This is a genomic window from Nonomuraea bangladeshensis (assembly GCF_039529455.1).
GTDB classification, from domain to species: domain Bacteria; phylum Actinomycetota; class Actinomycetes; order Streptosporangiales; family Streptosporangiaceae; genus Nonomuraea; species Nonomuraea bangladeshensis.
The window spans coordinates 52,291-69,279 of the sequence record NZ_BAAAMV010000009.1; the positions used below are offsets into that span (position 1 = coordinate 52,291).

The 16,989-nt window shown below is 72.4% G+C and carries 18 protein-coding genes; 7 read left to right on the forward strand and 11 right to left on the reverse strand.

Annotated elements, in window-relative coordinates; all coding sequences use genetic code 11:
- Positions 1-5 precede the first annotated feature (5 nt).
- The 3 genes from ABD292_RS29415 to ABD292_RS29425 all read right to left on the reverse strand — a co-directional run bounded on the left by ABD292_RS29415 (position 6) and on the right by ABD292_RS29425 (position 2,356).
- Positions 6-566 (reverse strand): GNAT family N-acetyltransferase, encoded by a 561-nt coding sequence (locus tag ABD292_RS29415; protein ID WP_344212915.1) that lies wholly within the window; start codon positions 564-566, stop codon positions 6-8.
- Positions 567-646: 80 nt separating this feature from the next.
- Entirely contained in the window at positions 647-1,699 is a 1,053-nt protein-coding gene (locus tag ABD292_RS29420) for a quinone-dependent dihydroorotate dehydrogenase (RefSeq protein WP_344212917.1), read from the reverse strand.
- A gap of 6 nt (positions 1,700-1,705) precedes the next feature.
- Entirely contained in the window at positions 1,706-2,356 is a 651-nt protein-coding gene (locus ABD292_RS29425) for a response regulator (protein ID WP_344212919.1), read from the reverse strand.
- Between the two features lie 19 nt (positions 2,357-2,375).
- Here ABD292_RS29425 and ABD292_RS29430 point away from each other — a divergent pair, with 19 nt between their 5' ends.
- Positions 2,376-2,750, forward strand: coding sequence for a tautomerase family protein (locus ABD292_RS29430; RefSeq protein ID WP_344212921.1), 375 nt, complete (start codon positions 2,376-2,378; stop codon positions 2,748-2,750).
- Positions 2,751-2,789: 39 nt separating this feature from the next.
- Positions 2,790-4,169, forward strand: a complete 1,380-nt coding sequence (gene lpdA / locus ABD292_RS29435) for a dihydrolipoyl dehydrogenase (protein ID WP_344212923.1) — start codon at positions 2,790-2,792, stop codon at positions 4,167-4,169.
- Between the two features lie 69 nt (positions 4,170-4,238).
- On the opposite strand, the gene ABD292_RS29440 is transcribed toward lpdA, so the two are convergent.
- Positions 4,239-5,156 carry an RNA polymerase sigma-70 factor gene (locus ABD292_RS29440; RefSeq protein WP_344214059.1) on the reverse strand — a complete coding sequence of 306 codons (918 nt, stop codon included), beginning with the start codon at positions 5,154-5,156 and terminating at the stop codon, positions 4,239-4,241.
- Positions 5,153-5,896, reverse strand: coding sequence for an SDR family NAD(P)-dependent oxidoreductase (locus ABD292_RS29445; protein ID WP_344212925.1), 744 nt, complete (start codon positions 5,894-5,896; stop codon positions 5,153-5,155). Before ABD292_RS29445 ends, ABD292_RS29440 begins: the two co-directional genes overlap by 4 nt.
- Before the next feature lie 106 nt (positions 5,897-6,002).
- On the opposite strand from ABD292_RS29445, the gene ABD292_RS29450 reads away from it, so the two are divergent.
- The 4 genes from ABD292_RS29450 to ABD292_RS29465 all read left to right on the forward strand — a co-directional run bounded on the left by ABD292_RS29450 (position 6,003) and on the right by ABD292_RS29465 (position 9,711).
- Positions 6,003-6,707, forward strand: coding sequence for a Clp protease N-terminal domain-containing protein (locus ABD292_RS29450; RefSeq protein WP_344212927.1), 705 nt, complete (start codon positions 6,003-6,005; stop codon positions 6,705-6,707).
- Positions 6,708-6,774: 67 nt separating this feature from the next.
- Entirely contained in the window at positions 6,775-8,217 is a 1,443-nt protein-coding gene (locus tag ABD292_RS29455) for a hypothetical protein (protein ID WP_344212929.1), read from the forward strand.
- 105 nt (positions 8,218-8,322) lie between these two features.
- Positions 8,323-8,811 carry a hypothetical protein gene (locus ABD292_RS29460; RefSeq protein WP_344212931.1) on the forward strand — a complete coding sequence of 163 codons (489 nt, stop codon included), beginning with the start codon at positions 8,323-8,325 and terminating at the stop codon, positions 8,809-8,811.
- Between the two features lie 84 nt (positions 8,812-8,895).
- Complete coding sequence (locus ABD292_RS29465; protein WP_344212933.1) at positions 8,896-9,711, forward strand: hypothetical protein; 816 nt, start codon at positions 8,896-8,898, stop codon at positions 9,709-9,711.
- A 15-nt stretch (positions 9,712-9,726) separates the two neighbouring features.
- Here ABD292_RS29465 and ABD292_RS29470 read toward each other — a convergent pair whose 3' ends face one another.
- A complete protein-coding gene (locus ABD292_RS29470; RefSeq protein ID WP_344212935.1) occupies positions 9,727-10,317 on the reverse strand; it encodes a class I SAM-dependent methyltransferase in 591 nt (196 codons plus the stop codon).
- Positions 10,318-10,450: 133 nt separating this feature from the next.
- Here ABD292_RS29470 and ABD292_RS29475 point away from each other — a divergent pair, with 133 nt between their 5' ends.
- Positions 10,451-12,496: a cellulose binding domain-containing protein gene (locus tag ABD292_RS29475; RefSeq protein WP_344212937.1), complete on the forward strand. Its 2,046-nt coding sequence runs from the start codon at positions 10,451-10,453 to the stop codon at positions 12,494-12,496.
- Here the strand turns inward: ABD292_RS29475 and ABD292_RS29480 are convergent.
- Genes ABD292_RS29480 through ABD292_RS29500 form a run of 5 tightly spaced genes read right to left on the reverse strand, consistent with a single transcriptional unit; the run spans position 12,468 to position 16,941 of the window.
- Entirely contained in the window at positions 12,468-13,505 is a 1,038-nt protein-coding gene (locus ABD292_RS29480) for a P1 family peptidase (RefSeq protein ID WP_344212939.1), read from the reverse strand. The two genes, ABD292_RS29475 and ABD292_RS29480, sit on opposite strands and share 29 nt — an antisense overlap.
- Before the next feature lie 25 nt (positions 13,506-13,530).
- A complete protein-coding gene (locus tag ABD292_RS29485) occupies positions 13,531-14,175 on the reverse strand; it encodes a response regulator (RefSeq protein ID WP_020544254.1) in 645 nt (214 codons plus the stop codon).
- Complete coding sequence (locus tag ABD292_RS29490) at positions 14,168-15,325, reverse strand: sensor histidine kinase (RefSeq protein ID WP_344212941.1); 1,158 nt, start codon at positions 15,323-15,325, stop codon at positions 14,168-14,170. The genes ABD292_RS29485 and ABD292_RS29490 overlap by 8 nt, the downstream gene beginning before the upstream one ends.
- A gap of 3 nt (positions 15,326-15,328) precedes the next feature.
- Positions 15,329-16,024, reverse strand: a complete 696-nt coding sequence (locus ABD292_RS29495; RefSeq protein ID WP_344212943.1) for an ABC transporter permease — start codon at positions 16,022-16,024, stop codon at positions 15,329-15,331.
- 17 nt (positions 16,025-16,041) lie between these two features.
- Complete coding sequence (locus tag ABD292_RS29500) at positions 16,042-16,941, reverse strand: ABC transporter ATP-binding protein (protein ID WP_344212945.1); 900 nt, start codon at positions 16,939-16,941, stop codon at positions 16,042-16,044.
- Positions 16,942-16,989: the final 48 nt, after the last annotated feature.

A 16,989-nucleotide genomic window follows, 5' to 3' on the forward strand; every position in this document is an offset into this window, starting at 1 on the left:
CCGGCTCAGAACGTGAAGGCGGGGCGGTCGTTGAGAATTCGCTGGAACAGCCGGTGGTCCTGCCAGCGGCCGTCGATCTCCAGGTAGCGGGGGGCGGTGCCGACCTGCTCGAAACCGGCCTTGCGCAGCACGCTCTGCGAGGCCGCGTTGTCGAGCAGGGTCGCCGCCGCGATCCGGTGCAGGCCGAGCTCCTGGTCGGCGAGCCGGCACACCTCCAGCACGGCCCCGGTCGTGAGGCCGCGGCCGGTGTAGCGGGCGTCGGTCCAGTAGCCGAGGTCGGCGTTGAGCCACGGGCCGCGGACGATGTTGTTGAGCGTCATGCCGCCCACGATCTCGTCGCCGTCCGCCAGCACCCAGGGCATGGTCCGGCCCTCGGCCTTCTGCCGCAGCAGGTCCTTGAGCCGGTGGGACTGGCCGGCGAGGGTGTAGAACTCGGCGGGGCGCCGCGGCTCCCAGCGGCGCAGGTGGTCACGGTTGCGGGTGTATGCCTGGAGCAGGGCCTCGTCGTCCTGCTCGGTGAGCGGGCGCAGGACGACGCCGTCGGGGAGTGCTACCGTCTCGATCACTCCCCCTAGCTTAGGCCGTGCGGCCGACGGCCTCGGCGATGCTCTCCGTCCCGTGACGGCGGACCCGGATGGCGAGTTGGCTAGGCGGTGCGGCCGACGGCCTCGGCGATGCTCTTCATCCCGTGGCGGCGGACCCGGCGGGCGAGCTGCCGGTGGATGCCGGCCGCCCACAGCGGGCCGCCGTAGATCCAGCCGGTGTAGCCCTGCACCAGGGTCGCGCCGGCGAGGACGCGCTCCCAGACGTCGTCGGCGTCCTCGACGCCGCCCACCGACACCAGCGTGAGGCGGTCGCCGACGCGGGCGCGCAGCCGGCGCAGCACCTCCAGCGAGCGCTCCTTCAGCGGGCGGCCGGACAGCCCGCCGGTCTCGCCGCCGTGCCTGATCGTGGTGTTGGTCGCGACGATGCCGTCCAGGCCCAGCTCCAGGGCCAGGTCGGCGACCGCGTCGATGTCGTCGTCGGCGAGGTCGGGCGCGATCTTGACCAGCAGCGGTGTGCGGCGCGGGGTGCCGTCGGCGACCTCCTTGACCGCGGTGAGCAGCGGGCGCAGCAGCTCGACCGCCTGGAGGTCGCGCAACCCCGGGGTGTTGGGCGAGCTGACGTTGACCACCAGGTAGTCGGCGAGCGGCGCCAGCTCCTTCGCGCCGGCGACGTAGTCGGCGACGGCCCCGGACTCGGGGACGACCTTGGTCTTGCCGATGTTCACCCCGACCACGACCGGCACGCCGCGGGGGCGGCGCAGCCGGCGGGCGGCGGCCCTGGCGCCGTCGTTGTTGAAGCCCATCCGGTTGATCACCGCGCGCTGCGGCACCAGCCGGAACAGCCGCGGGCGCGGGTTGCCCGGCTGGGCGTGCGCGGTGATGGTGCCGACCTCGACGTGGCCGAAGCCGAGCGCCGCGACGGCCTCCGCGCAGGCGGCGTCCTTGTCGAAGCCCGCGGCCAGCCCCAGCGGGCCGGGGAAGTGCACGCCGAACGCGGTGATCCGCAGGACCGGGTCGTGCGGCGCGAACGCCCGGTGCAGGAGCCGCTTGAGCAGCGGCAGGCGGGCGAGGAGCGCGAGGGCGCTCACGGTCAGACGGTGCACGGCCTCGGCGTCGAAACGCCGCAAGACCTGCGTGAACACGAGGCGATACATCACGCGTCAGGCTACCAACCCGGCCTCGTGGGCGATGATCGCGGCCTGTACGCGGTTGCGCACGTCGAGCCGGGTCAGGATGGCGCTCACGTACGCCTTGACCGTGCCCTCCACGATGTGCAGCCTGCTCGCGATCTCCGCGTTGGACAATCCCGCCCCGACCAGGGCCAGCACCTCCCGCTCGCGCTCGGTCAGCGCCTCGATGCGGTCGCGGGCCTGCGCGCCGCGCGCCATCCGGCCGCCCGACAACTGCGCGATGACCCGCTGGGCGACCCGTGGCGCCAGGTAGGCCGCCCCCTCCGCCACGGCGTGGATGCCGGCGATCAGCTCGCGCGGGTCGCCCGACTTCAGCAGGAACCCGGCCGCGCCGACGTCGAGCGCCTTGGCGATGTAGTCGTCCTCGCCGAACGTGGTCAGCATCACCACGGCGGTGCCCGGCGCGGCCCTGCGGATCTCGGCGGCGGCGGCCAGCCCGTCGAGCCTCGGCATGCGGATGTCGAGCAGCGCGACGTCGGGGTGGTGGCTGATGGCCAGGTCGACGGCCTGCCGCCCGTCCCCAGCCTCGGCCACCACGTCGAGCTCGGGGTCGGAGGAGAGGATGGCGCGCACCCCGGCGCGCATCATGGCTTCGTCGTCGGCGAGGAGGATGCGGATCACGCCTTCTATAGTGGCGCGTATGGCGCAGGTGAAGGTGTACGGACGCAGGGACGTGTGGGCAGGGCGGCAGCGGGAGCTCTCCGACCTGTTGCAGGAGTGCCTGGTGAGCGCGTGGGGCCTGCCGGAGGACAAGCGGTTCCACCGTTTCCTGCTGCTCGACCCCGACGACTTCGTCTGCCCTCAGCGCAGCGAGCGCTACCTCATCGTGGAGGTCGTCTGCTTCACCGGCCGCAGCGACCACGCCAAGCGGACGCTCATCAGGGAGCTCTACGCCCACTGGCCGCACGACCCCGAGGACATCGAGCTGACGATCATCGAGATGCCGCAAGTCAACTGGGGGATTCGCGGGGTTCCCGCCGATGAGCTGAGCCTTCCCTACCAGGTGGAGGTCTAGCGTCAGGGGTGGTTCCGGGCGGGCGGTATGGTCCGACTCATGAGCACTCACTATGACGTCGTCGTTCTCGGCGCGGGTCCGGGAGGATACACGGCCGCGGTCCGCGCCGCCCAGCTCGGGCTGCGCACCGCGGTCGTCGAGGAGAAATACTGGGGAGGCGTCTGCCTGAACGTGGGCTGCATCCCGTCCAAGGCGCTGCTGCGCAACGCCGAGCTGGCCCACATCTTCCACAACGAGGCCAAGACCTTCGGCATCAGCGGCGAGGTCACCTTCGACTACGGCGCGGCCTTCCAGCGCAGCCGCAAGGTGGCCGACGGCCGGGTCAAGGGCGTTCACTACCTGATGAAGAAGAACGCCATCACCGAGTACGACGGCCGGGGCACCTTCCTCGACGCCAACACCCTCCAGGTGAACGGCGAGACCATCACCTTCTCCCACTGCATCATCGCGGCCGGGGCCACCACCAGGCTGATCCCGGGCACGCAGTTGTCGGAGCGGGTGGTGACGTACGAGGAGCAGATCCTCACCGAGGAGTTGCCGGGCAGCATCATCATCGCGGGCGCCGGCGCCATCGGCGTGGAGTTCGCGTACGTGCTGCACAACTACGGCGTCAAGGTGACCATCGTCGAGTTCCTCGACCGCGTCGTGCCGCTGGAGGACGAGGAGGTCTCGGCCGAGCTGGCCAAGCGCTACAAGCGCCTCGGCATCGAGATCCTGACCTCGACCCGCGTGGACGGCATCGAGGACACCGGCTCCTCCGTCAAGGTCACCGTCACCAAGAACGGCCAGCAGCAGGTGCTGGAGGCCGACAAGGTCATGCAGGCGATCGGCTTCCAGCCGCGCGTCGACGGCTACGGCCTGGAGAAGACCGGCGTGGCGCTGACCGACCGGGGCGCGATCGCCGTGGACGGCCGCTGCCGCACGAACGTGCCGCACATCTTCGCCATCGGCGACGTCACGGCCAAGCTGATGCTGGCGCACGCCGCCGAGTCCATGGGCATCATCGCGGCCGAGACGATCGGCAACGCGGAGACCATGGAGCTCGACTACGTCATGATCCCGCGGGCGACCTACTGCCAGCCGCAGGTGGCGAGCTTCGGCTACACCGAGGCGCAGGCCCGCGACCTGGGTTACGACGTGAAGGTGGCGAAGTTCCCGTTCACGGCGAACGGCAAGGCGCACGGCCTCGGCGACAGCGCCGGCTTCGTCAAGATCATCAGTGACGACACGCACGGCGAGCTGCTCGGCGCCCACCTGATCGGCCCCGAGGTCACCGAGCTGCTGCCGGAGCTGACGCTGGCCCAGCAGTGGGACCTGACCGTGCACGAGGTCGCGCGCAACGTCCACGCGCACCCGACGCTCGGCGAGGCGGTCAAGGAGGCCATCCACGGGCTCGCGGGGCACATGATCAACATGTGATCGCGGCGACGGAGGTCGTACGCGCGCAACGTGACCCCGATGCCCCGCCATCGGGTCACGTTGCCTCGATCATCCCCGCATCGCCTCGCGGGCCTCGCGGCTGACCTGGTACGCGTCCGCCACCGGGCCCAGATGCCGCAGCTTGTCCGGGTTCGCGACCGCGCGGATCGTCGCGATCCGGCCGTCACGGATCTCCAGCGCCAGCGTGTTGAGCACCTTGCCCTCCGCGTCGCGGAAGACGGCCCCCGGCTCGCCGTTCACCTCGCGCGGCTCGACCGAGCCGCCGATCGCGAGGAGCGCGGGGACCAGCCGGGCGAACACCCGGGCGACGTTGTCCGCGCCGACGAGGACCCGCGCGAGCGCCGGCGCCTTGCCGCCGCCGTCGCCGACCGTCCGCACGTCGGCGGCCAGCACCTCGCGCAGCGCGCCCACGTCGCCGCCCCGGATCGCGTCGAAGAAGCGTCCGGCGAGCTCCGCGCGCTCCCTCCGGCCGGCCGCGAACCGGGGACGGCCCTCGTGCATGTGCCGGCGGGCCCGTACGGCGAGCTGCCGACAGGCGGCCTCCGACCGGCCCACGGCGGCGGCGATCTCGGGGAACTCGAAGCCGAACACGTCGCGCAGCACGAAGACCGCCCGCTCGGGCGGGCTCAGCCGTTCGAGCATGAGCAGCGCCGTCGTGGAGACCGACTCGGCCAGCTCCGCCGAGCGCTCCGGGTCCTCGTAGGGGTCCTCCAGCAGCGGCTCGGGCAGCCACTCCCCGACGTACGACTCCCGCCGCACCCGGGCCGAGCGGAGCTGGTCGATCGCCACCCTGGTGACCACGGTCGACAGGTACGCCTTGACCGAGTCGGGCTCGGCCCCGGCGTCGGCGTACCGCAGCCAGGTCTCCTGGACCGCGTCCTCGGCGTCGTCCACGCTGCCGAGCAGGCGGTAGGCGATCGAGAACAGCAGCGGGCGGTGCTGCTCGAAGCCCTGGACCCTGGTCACCATCCGATGGGGCCCAGGCGGTCGATGAAGATCCCGCTCGGCCCGTCCGGGCCCAGCGTCGCGAGCTCGATGATCGGGTCGCTGCCCTCGGTGACGGTGAGCTGGCCGGTGTGGTGGTTCATGTCGGTGGCGGTGAACTTGCGGTTCACGACCTCCCCCGGGGTGAGGGCGTTGACCTTGACGTGCGGGAGCGCCTGGGCGTAGCGGACGGTGATCATGTTCAGCGCCGCCTTGGACGAGCTGTAGGCGAGTTCGTGCATCTTCGTGACCTGCTGGGTGGGGTCGGCCATGACCGCGAAGGAGCCGCCGCCGCTGGAGACCATCACCACACGCGGGTTGTCGGCAGCCTGGAGCAGGGGCAGGAACGCGTTCGTGACCCGGATCGGGCCGTAGACGTTGGTGTCGTAGACGGCGTGCACCTCCTCGGCGGTCGTCTGCGCGGGCGGGGTGACGTTGCCTGGCGCGCCCGCGTTGTTGACCAGCACGTCCAGGCGGTCGGTGTGCTCGCGGACGAGCCGTACGGCGTCGGCCACGGACGCGTCCGAGGTGACGTCGAGCGGGACCACGACCACGTCGGCGCCGGCCTCGGCGAGCTTGGCCGCCGCCGCCCGCCCGCGGGTCTCGTCGCGCGAGCCGAGGAACACCTTCCACCCTTCCGCGCCGAGCCGCCGGGCCGTCTCCAGGCCGAGCCCCTTGTTGGCACCGGTGATGAGCACTGTGGTCTGTTCTGCGTTCGTCATGCCCTCTGAGACGAGATGACCATCCGGCCAGTGACATGGTGTGAGCGGGTTCACACCCGTCAACCCAGGGTTGACGGTCCTGATGTCGTCAACCTAAGGTTGACGTATGGAAGAAAGTGTACGACTGGACGACCTCATCTCCGTGATCAGGAAACGGCACCCGGAAGGGGACCCCCTGGGCGAGCTGACCGACGCCGTCGCGCTCGGCGAGCACATGGGCGAGGTGGCCGACCACCTCATCGGGCACTTCGTGGACCAGGCCAGGCGTTCGGGCGCGTCCTGGACGGACATCGGGCGCAGCATGGGCGTCACCAAGCAGGCCGCGCAGAAGCGGTTCGTGCCCAAGGAGGGCGCGCCGTCGATGGCCGACGACCTGCGGGTCTACGCCCGCTACACGGACCGGGCGCGGGCCGTCGTGGTGAAGGCGCAGCGGGCCGCGCTGAACGGCGGGCACCGCCACATCGAGCCCGGCCACCTGGTGCTCGGCCTGGCCGACGAGCCCGAGGGGCTCGGGGCGAGGACGATGGCGGCGCTCGGCGCCTCGCCCGAGGCGGTCAGGGACGCCGTGACCCGCGTGCTCGGGCCGGGCACCGAGCCGGCCGGGCCCCGGGAGGTGCCGTTCGCCGCCCAGAGCAAGAAGGCGCTGGAGCTGACCCTGCGGGAAGGGCTGCGGCTGGGGCACGAGCATCTGGGCACCGAGCATCTGCTGCTGGGGGTGCTGGGGCTGGAGGATGGGCCGCTGACACGGGCGCTCACGGACCTGGGCGTCACCAAGGAGGCCGCGGAGCGCGAGATCGCCGCGGCCCGCTGACCTTCGCGGGCGGGCGGGCCACTGGAAGGGGGCGGGAATGTCATCGCCGGTTGCTAGCGTGCCGGACATGCTGGAGATCGGCGATGTGGTGGCCATCCCGTTGCCACTGGGCGGCTACGGCGCCTGCCAGGTGACGGCGGCGGGCGAGCGCCTGACGGTGTGCGTGCTCGACTGGCGTTCCGACGCGGTGCCCGCGCTCGACGACGTGCGCTCGGCCGGGCCGCTCCGCGTCGACCACCACTCGTGGTGCGGCGATCCCGAGGTGGTCGACGTCCCCGCCGACGAGCAGTTGCCCGCCGACGCCGTGCGCCTCGGCCGCCTTCCGGTCCGGCCCGAGCTGCCGGAGGCGTCCACCGCCTACGGCTCCTGGCCGGGCATCGGGCTGCAGGTGGTGCTGCAACGGCGCTGGGAGCTGGAGGTGCCCGGCGCGGTCAGGGAGGCGTACAAACGGGCCGGGCACGGCAGGGTCCAGGTCGACCTGGGGGGCGGGGCCGTGACCAGGTCGGCCGCCCTGCCCGCGCTCGACCTGCGTGACCACGCGGGAGACGTGCGGTGGGAGGGGCTGGACGCGCTGCCCCGCCTGACGCAGCTCAGCTGGCGCGGCCCGGAGCGCGGCCTGCTCGCGGCGCTGGAGGCGCGGCCGCTGATCACCGCCCTGCGCTGGGAGGATCCGCCCGAGATCGTCGACCTGAGCCGGACCGGCCTCCACGGGCTGACCCTCGTCGCGGGCGCGGGGCCGCGCCGGGTGGTCCTGCCGCCGGGGCTGATGACGCTCTGGCTGCAGGGCGGGGCTCCGGAGGCGGTGGAGGCGGCCGCCGAGGGCCGGTGGATCAGGCTCACCATGCGCTCGGGGGTGCCGCGAGGGTTGCGCGGCGTTCGCGATCTGGCGGTGGAGGCGTCGGGCGACGTCACCGGCGCGTCCCTGGGCGACGTGGAGGGGCTTGAGCGGTTGTCCGTCCGGTGGGGCCGGCCGTACGGCGGCCTGGCCGGGCTCGACGCCCATCCCCGGCTGCACACGCTGGAGCTGGCCGACGCGTACGGCGTCGAGCCGTCGATGCTGCCCGCCCCCGGCGGGCCGCTGCGGCTCCTGCGCGTCGACGGGTTCAGGAGCAGCCGATCCAGGGCCGTCCGGCAGCGCTACCAGGGCACCGGCGTGTCCGTCGAGATCCGGGGCGCGAAGCCGGACCGCTGGCTGGCCACCAACCTGGACAACCCGCTCCGCGACTGGGTGGACGACCACAAGCGGGCCGGCGAGGCCGCCTGCCGGGCCTACGCGGCGGCCTCCCGCGCGATCGCGGCCCTGGACGTCCACGATCCGGGCGCGGTGGCGGACGCGCGCCCGATCCTGCAGAGCTTCGTCGAGACGCTCAACGGCATCGAGGAGCGCTACGAGATGATCGACACCCTGCGGCGCGAGGAGGCGGGCGAGGCGTTCTTCCTGCTCGCGGAGGGGGCCGGGGTTCCGCCGTCGGAGGCGGAGGCGTGGTTCGGCGACTGGCGCGAGTTCTGAAAGTAGTTGAGCCGACAATTGTTCTACGTGCCGACAATCACATTTTCATCTAATTTTCAGGTTCCCTACAGGCTTCTCTGACCCTTCGAGGCCAGGGTCCTGACTATGACCTCAACCGCGGAGAGGGCGGCGCACCGCCGCCGGTTCGCTCAAGCAGGCCCGATCTCGCTGCGCCTCGGTCTCCTGGCGCTGGTCGCGATCGGCATCGTGGGAGCCGGGTTCGAGCTGGCCTTCGAACGCCACTGGCGCTCCCCCGTCCAGCTCATCCCCTGGGTCGCCCTGGCCCTTCTCGCGGTCGCGCTGGTGCTGCTCGCCCTGAGCGAGGCCCCGCGGGCGGTCACCGCGGTGCGGGTCCTCGCCGGAGTGGTGCTGCTCGCCTCGGCGTACGGCGTGTTCATGCACGTGTCGGTCAACCACGGCATGGGCTCGATGGCCACCGAGTGGGACACGCTCTCGCCGCTCTCCCAATGGTGGTACGCGCTGACCAAGACGGTCGGCACGGCCCCGCCGCTCGCGCCCGGCATGCTCGCCCAGAGCTCGCTGCTGCTCCTGCTGGCCAGCCTGACCACGAGGAAGAAGGCCGTCGCCTCCTGACCTTCTGGACCCGGCGGCGAACTTCCGGACCGTGACCGGCGTCACATGGTGCAACAAGCGCATATGTGAGGCTGGTGAAAGTAAGTGACATTAGGTCGCATCTTCATCGCGGTAGCCGCTGTGGCGGCCCTCGCGCTCGGCACCGACGTGGCCGCCAACGCCGCCACCAACACCGCCACCAACACCGCCACCAACACCGCCACCAACACCGCCGCCGAACCCCGGCAACCGGTCGCCGAGACCCGGGTAACCCCGGGAGCGTACGAGAGCGCCCCCGACGAGCCGGCGTGCGTACGGATCCGCGGCGCGGAGGCGTGCGTCGGCCCGGACGGCAGCGACCGGCCGGGCATCACCGTCGAGGACACCGCCGGCGACCGGCTGCACGCCGCCGTCGAGTACTACCAGCACGGCTACCTCGGCACCGAGTACGTCATCCACAACCTGGCCGGCAAGGGCCAGGTGCGCGGCAGCCGGGAGATCGGCAAGGTCGTCACCTTCCGGGTCGCGCTCTACCGGGGCGACCGCCTGGTGAAGCACGGCCGCTGGAAGACCGTCCAGAACATCGCCAAATATCCAACTAAGCGGGACACCCGGATCACCCCGGCCACCGCCCGCGCCCGCGCCAAGGTCTGCACCACCACCCGCGGCGCGGCCATGACCTGCTTCGCCGAGCGCGGGTCGGCGTACGTCCTCGCCTGTGACATACGGGCCGACAAGTACCAGGCCCGCGCCGAGTACTTCGTGGGCGGCGACCCGACCACCCGCTTCGAGATCCGCCAGCTCGCGGGCACCGACACGTGCGGCAAGGCCGAGCACGGCGAGCTCGCCATCAGCATGTACCGGGCCGCGCTCTTCGACGGCCGCCACCGGGTCGCCGACCAGCTCTACAGGTACAACTGAGCCCAAGGGGGGCGGTCAGGCGGGCTCGCGGTGGACCAGCAGGTACCGCCAGAACAGCAGCCGGCTGATCCGCGCTCCGGGCAGCAGCCCGGCCGCCTCCCGCCGGATCTCCGCCAGCGACATCTCCGGCGGCCGCACCGGAGCCCGCACACCGGCCTCCTGCCCGCGCTCGCGCACCGCGACGGCGGCCCGCGCCACCGCGTTCACCGGGACGGCGGCCAGGCTCCACGCGAGGTCCGCCGGCGTCTCCCGGTAGCAGCCCAGGATGGCGAGGACCCCGCCGGGCGCCAGCGCGCTCCGCAGCCGGGAGACCGTCGCGAACGGCACGTGGTGGATGCTCGCCAGGCACGAGATGAAGTCGTAGTGCCCCTCGGGCAGCTCCATGTCCGTGATGTCCGCGTGCAGGAACCGGGGCCCGCCGCCCGCCGCCCGCGCCGCCTCGATCACCTCCGCCGCCGGGTCCACGGCGTCGACCTCGATGCCGCGCGCGGCCAGCCGCCGGGCGAACCGCCCGGCGCCGCAGCCGACGTCCAGCGCCCGCGCGCAGCCCGGCGGCACCCGGCGCAGCAACGTCCGGTGGTAGTGATCGTTGTGGTCGAAGGGCATGAAGTGATCGTAGGGGGGCCGTGAAAGTTTCACGTCCGGTTGACCGGGCCGGACGCCGCGCCACATGATCCTCATGCCTCCTGGTCAGGAGGGGGCGTCGAGTGATGACCGCTATCCGTGGCGAGGTGCTTCGATGCCGAGATCCCTGTTACCGGCCGCGTCCGCAGTCCTGCTGGCGCTGACCGTGCTCAACGCGCCACCGGCGCACGCGACCGCCGCCGACCCGTCCCCGGTCGCCGTGACCGTCAACGCGCGGGCCGCCCTCGCCACCGTCCCCGAGACCGGCATCGGCGCCAACCACGCGATCTGGGACTCGAACCTGGGCACCGACGCCGTCGCCGACTCGCTGAAGGCCGCGGGCGTGAAGCTGCTGCGCTACCCCGGCGGCTCCTACTCCGACATCTACCACTGGGAGACGCACACCGCCCCCGGCGGGTACGTCGCCCCCAACACCGACTTCGACACGTTCATGCGCGGCGTCCGCCGCACCGGCGCGCAGGCGATGGTGACCGCCAACTACGGCACCGGCACCGCCGCCGAGGCCGCCGCCTGGGTCCGCCAGGCCAACGTCACCAAGGGCTACGGCGTCAAGTACTGGGAGATCGGCAACGAGAACTACGGCAACGGCCACTACGGCACCGCCTGGGAGGCCGACGACCACGCCGACAAGAGCCCGGCCGAGTACGCCCGCCACGTCGTCGCCTACGCCGACGCCATGAAGGCCGTCGATCCCACCATCAAGATCGGCGCCGTGCTGACCACCCCCGCGAACTGGCCCGACGCCATCACCGGCGAGGGCGACGACGGGAGCTGGAACAAGGTCGTCCTGTCCGCCGCAGGCTCCAAGATCGACTTCGTCATCCTGCACTGGTATCCGGGCGCCCTCGACCGGACGGGCCACGTTCCCGACATGATCCGGCTCACCCGCGAGCAGATCACCAGGTACGCCGGAGCGGGCGCCGACCGGATCGGCATCGCGATGACCGAGTTCAACACCGGCAGCAGCAGCAACGGCACGAACACCCAGCCGGGCGCGCTGGCCGCCGCCGACGCCTACGCCACCCTGCTGGCGAACGGCGTGTTCACGGTCGACTGGTGGAACGTCCACAACGGCATCGGCACGGTCACCGAGGTCGAAGGCCACACCGACTACGGCGACTTCGGCCTGCTGTCGAGCGGCACGTGCACCGCCGACAACTCGGTGTGCGAGCCCGCGCTGAACACCCCGTTCGCGCCCTACTACGCGCTGCAGATGGTGAGCAGGTTCGCCAGGCCCGGCGACCAGTTCGTGAAGGCGGCCACCGACCAGCCGAAGGTCACCGCGCACGCCGCCCGCCGGCCCAACGGCGACCTCGCGGTCATGCTGGTCAACACCTCGTCCGACACCTCGTACCCGGTCACGATCGGCTACGCGGGCTACCGCCCGGCCTCCGGCGCGCCGACCGTCCTGACGCACACCAACGGCGCGACCGCCATCACCACCACCACGTCGGGGACGGCGACGGCCCAGACCCTGCCGCCGCTCTCCCTCACCACGATCGTGCTGCGCCCGGCCACCTCGCAGGCGGGCCTCCCCGGCGCGCCCGGCCAGCCCAAGGCCACGAACGTCACGGACCAGGCCGCGACGATCACCTGGCCCGCCGCCTCCCCGGGTAGCCGCCCGATCGCCAAGTACGAGATCCACCGCCAGAACGGCGCGATCACCGAGCAGCTCGGCGAGACGCCCGGCACCTCGTACACCGTCGGCAACCTCACCCCGGGCACCCGCTACACGGTCAACGTGATCGCCCGCGACGCCGGCGGCGGCCTGTCCTGGTCGTCGCCGCCGCTGACGTTCACCACCGGCACGCCCGCGACCAGCTCCTGCTCGGTCCGCCTGACGAACCAGACCGACTGGGCGAGCGGCTACGTCGGCAGCATCGACATCACCAACCGCGGGGCCGCGCTCAACGGCTGGACGCTCAGCTTCACCTGGCCCCGGGCGTGGCAGAGCCTCGGCAGCGGCTGGGGCGCGGGGTGGACCGAGACCGGCTCGCAGGTCAAGGTCGTCAACGACCCGGCGAGCCCCACGCTGGCGACCGGCGCGACGGTCACGGTCGGGTACGTCGGCAACTACAGCGGCCCGAACGTCCTGCCCGCCGTCTTCACCCTCAACGGCACGGTCTGCCGAACGGAGTGACCTGGGAACGCCGGTCGTACGGCACCGCGTGCGCCGTACGGCCGGCGAACCCGGTCGTGGTCGTCGCCATGAACAGCGAGTTGAGCAGCGCCTCCTCGACCGCGTCCATGACGGCGGCGAACAAGGGGTCGAGCGCCGCGTCCGGCACCGCCGGGCCGCCGGGCGGCGCGGTGCTGAAGGCGATCGCGTAGTCGCCGCTCCCCTGCGCGTACGAGGCCCCCACCCGTCCCATGGCGAAGACCGCCCGGCGGGCGAGCCGGCCGAGCCGGCGCGCGTCGAGCGGCGCGTCGGTGGCCACCACGATCATGCACGAGTTCCCCGGAGGCTCCGGCCGCCGCGAGCCCGGGACGACCTCCTCGACCGGCACGGGAACGCCCCTTACGGTCAGCACGCCGCCGAAGTTGGCCTGCGCCAGCGCGCCGACCGTCACCTCGGTCCCGCCCGCCGCCACGCGGCGCGACGAGGTGCCGATGCCCGCCTTGAAGCCGAGCGCCGTCGTCCCGGTGCCCGCGCCCACGCACCCCTCCGCGGGCAGCCCGCCGGTGGCCCCTTCCAGCGCGTCGAGCACGTGCCGCTCGGTGATCGGCCGCCGCCGGATGTCGGACAGGAACCCGTCGTTCGTCTCCCCCACCAGCGGGTTGAACGACACCCCGTCGGGGCGGCGCCCCATCAGGTACGTCAGCACCGCGTCGGCCGCGCGGAACACCGACAGCGTGGCGGTCAGCACGACCGGCGACTCCAGCACGCCGAGCTCGTCCACCTGGGTGGAGCCGACCAGCTTGCCGTACCCGTTGCCGGTGTGGACCGCCGCCGGCAGCCCGCCGCCGTCCAGACCCGGGGGGACGATCGCGGTGACCCCGGTGCGCAGGTCCGCCCCGTCGTCCACGGTCGTGTGCCCCACCAGGACGCCGGGGACGTCGGTGATCGCGTTCAGCGGGCCGGTCGGCAACGCGCCGACGACGACCCCGAGCGAGCGCGCCCGCACCCGCTCACCCCCGTGAGCATGCATGCGCCACATTCTGCTCGACGCCGCCTCAGCGGCCGTCGTCCAGGGTCAGCAGGCCGCGGCGGAAGGCGGTCGCGACGGCGGCGGCGCGGTCGTTGACGCCGAGCTTGGCGTAGATGTGCAGCACATGGCTCTTGACCGTGGCCTCGCTGATGAACAGGCGGGCCGCGGCCTCCCGGTTGGTGGCGCCGTCCGCGATGAGCCGCAGGATCTCCAGCTCCCTGGCGCTCAGCGGGTCGGCGGGCGTACGCACCTGCCCGAGCAGGCGGGTGGCGACCGACGGCGACAGCACGGCCTCGCCGCGCGCCGCCGTCCGGACCGCCCGGGTCAGCTCGTCGCGGCCGGTGTCCTTGAGCAGGTAGCCGGTCGCGCCGGCCTCGATGGCCGGCAGGACGTCCCGGTCGGTGTCGTACGTCGTGAGGACCAGCACCCGGGCCCCGATCCCCAGCTCGGCGAGCCGTTTGATGGCCGTGACGCCGTCCGTGCCCGGCATGCGCAGGTCCATGAGGATCACGTCGGGGTCCAGCGCCCGCGCCAGCTCGACGGCCTGCGCGCCGTCCCCGGCCTCGCCGAGCACCTCGAAGCCCGGATCGCCGGCGAACATGCCGCGGATGCCGTCGCGGACGATGGGATGGTCGTCGGCGATCAGCAGCCGGATCGGTCGCTCAGCCACGCGCCACCGCCGGCAGGCTCGCGGAGATCGCGGTGCCCGCGCCGCTCTCCGACTCGATCTCCAGCGTGCCCGCCAGCCGGTCCACGCGCTTGCGCATCGCGGTCAGCCCGAACGCGGTGAGCTGGGGGTCGAAGCCGATGCCGTCGTCGCGTACGTCCAGGGTGACCACATCCTCCATGTACGACAGGGTGAGCCCGACCCGGGAGGCGTGCGCGTGCTTGGCGACGTTCGCCAGCGCCTCCTGGGCGGTGCGGAGCAGCGTCTCCTCGACCTCGGGGTGCAGGGGACGGGCCGGGCCGGTGACCGTGAACTCCGGCGTGAGCCCGTTGAGCTCGCCCCACCGGGCGGCGACGTCCCGCAGCGCCTCCGGCAGCGGCGCCGACTCCAGCGGGCCAGGGCCCACCGCGTGCACCGAGCGCCGGGCCTCGGCCAGGCTCTCGCGGGCCAGCCGCAGCGCCAGATCGACGTTCCGGCGCCAGTCGTCGGCCTGCCCGGCCGCCTGGAGCTGGGTGATGATGCCGGTCAGCCCCTGGGCGAGGGTGTCGTGGATCTCGGCGGCCATCCGCCGCCGCTCGTCGAGCACGCCGGCCTCGCGGGCCTGGACGAGGAGCTGGGCGTGCAGGCCCGCGTTCTCCCGCAGGGCCTCCTCAAGCTGGGCCACCATGCGCTCGCGCTCCGCGCTGCGCTCGTCGGTGATCTGGCCGACGAAGCTGAACAGCGCGACCCCGGCCACGATGGCCCCGGTGAAGAACACGTACGTGAGGATCCCGGTCGGCGTGGGCTCGGGCAGTCCGCCGCTGTAGGCGGCCACGCTGAACGCGGCCACCCCCGTCACGCCGGCGAAGCGCCACATCCCGTTCAGGTAGCGCCAGGAGTGCAGATAGCCGATGAAACCGAAGAAACTCGCGAACCAGATGCTCTGCGTGCTCAGGACGCCGATCAGCAGGACGAGCCCCGCCACGTACACCGGGCCGCGCGGCACCAGCCACACCCACCCGGCGGCCGACGCCGCCAGGCCGAGCGTGACCCACGACACCGTCCCGCCGTCGCTGACCAGGGCGAGCACCACGGAGACCGCCAGCAGCACGTACGGCGCCGCCGCGAGCTGGCGCTCCAGCACCCGTTCCCACCGGTCGAGCCGGCTGGTCATACCTCACTCCCAGCGGAAGAGCCTGGCCGCCGCCGCGCTGACGACCAGGGCGTAGGCCGCCATCACCGCCAGCAGCAGCGGATCGGGAGCGGCCCCCGCCCAGACGTCCCGCAGGCACTGCCCGAACGCCCCCATCGGGGTGTACTCCCCGACACGAGCCACCATATCCGGCATCTGATCGGCAGGCTGCATGAGACCGGCGAGGTACGCCATCGGGAAGTACAGCAGCACGCCGATCCCGTTCGCGGCTCTGCCGTTCGGCGCCAGGGCGGCGATGAGCAGGCCGACCGCGAACATGCTCGCCGTCCCGAGCAGGAACGTCAGCACGACCGCCGGCACCCGGTCCGGCAGGTGGGCGCCGAGCACGGTCCCCGCCACGGCCAGCAGCAGCCCGCAGGCGGTCACCGCGAGCACGAGCTGCAGCAGCAACTGCACCACCAGCAGCCGGCCCGGCCGCACCGGCGTCGCCGACATGCGCCGCAGGATGCCCCGCTCCCGGTAGGTGGCCAGCGTGGTCGGCACCATGTACAGCCCCACGAGCCCCACCGCGATGGCCAGCGCCATCGGCAGCAGCACCCGGTCGCCCGGCTCGATCGAGCTGCCGAACACCACCAGGATGAACAGCGGGATGAGCAGCGAGAACACCGCGCCCGGATCGCGGGCGAGCAGCTTGGTCTCGACGAAGGTGAGCTTCAACATGACTATGTCCTCGGGTCTCAGTTGTCGTCGAAGGGACGGCCGGTCAGCGCGGCGAACGCGTCGTCCAGCGTGCGCTTGTCGATCCGCAGATCGCTGACCAGCACCTGGTGGCGGGCCAGGTGCGCGGTGACCGCCGTCGCGAAGTCGCCGCGGCCCGTGACGACCACCCGGTCCCCCGTACGGGACACCCCGGTCACCCCCGGCAGTCCGGACAGGTCCGGCGCCTCGCCCGCCTTCAGCGTGAAACGCATCCGGTGCTCGCCCTCCAGCAGCCCCGCCGGCGTGTCCAGCGCCACGATCCGGCCGCGGTCCAGCACCGCCACCCGGTCGCACAGCTCCTCGACCTCGTCCATGAAGTGGCTGACCAGCACCACGGTGACGCCGCTCGCGCGTACCTGCTTGATCAGCTCCCAGGTGGCCCGGCGGGCCTGCGGGTCCAGGCCGGTGGTCAGCTCGTCGAGGAACGCCACCCGCGGCTTGCCCACCAGCGCGAGCGCGATGAACAGCCGCTGCTTCTGGCCGCCGGACAACTTCCCGAACCGGGCGTTCCGCTTCTCGGCCAGCCCCCACTCCTCCAGCAGCGCCCGCCAGTCACGCGGGTCGGCGTAGAAGGAGGCGTACAGGTCGAGGGCCTCCCACACCTTCAGGTTCTCCGGCAGCTGGGTCTGCTGGAGCTGCACCCCGATCTGCTCGCGCATCCTGCGCGCGTCACGGACCGGGTCCAGGCCGAGCACCCGTACGGTCCCGCTGTCGGGCCGCCGCAGCCCCTCCACGCACTCCACCGCGGTCGTCTTGCCGGCGCCGTTCGGCCCCAGCACCCCGAAGATCTCGCCCTCCTCCACGGAGAACGACACCCCGTCCAGAACCTTCAGCCCCGCGTAGCTCTTGCGCAGGTCGGTGACTTCGATGACTGCCATGCTCAAAGCATGCTGTGACCTGCCCCGACCCCGAATCGACCGCCCGGC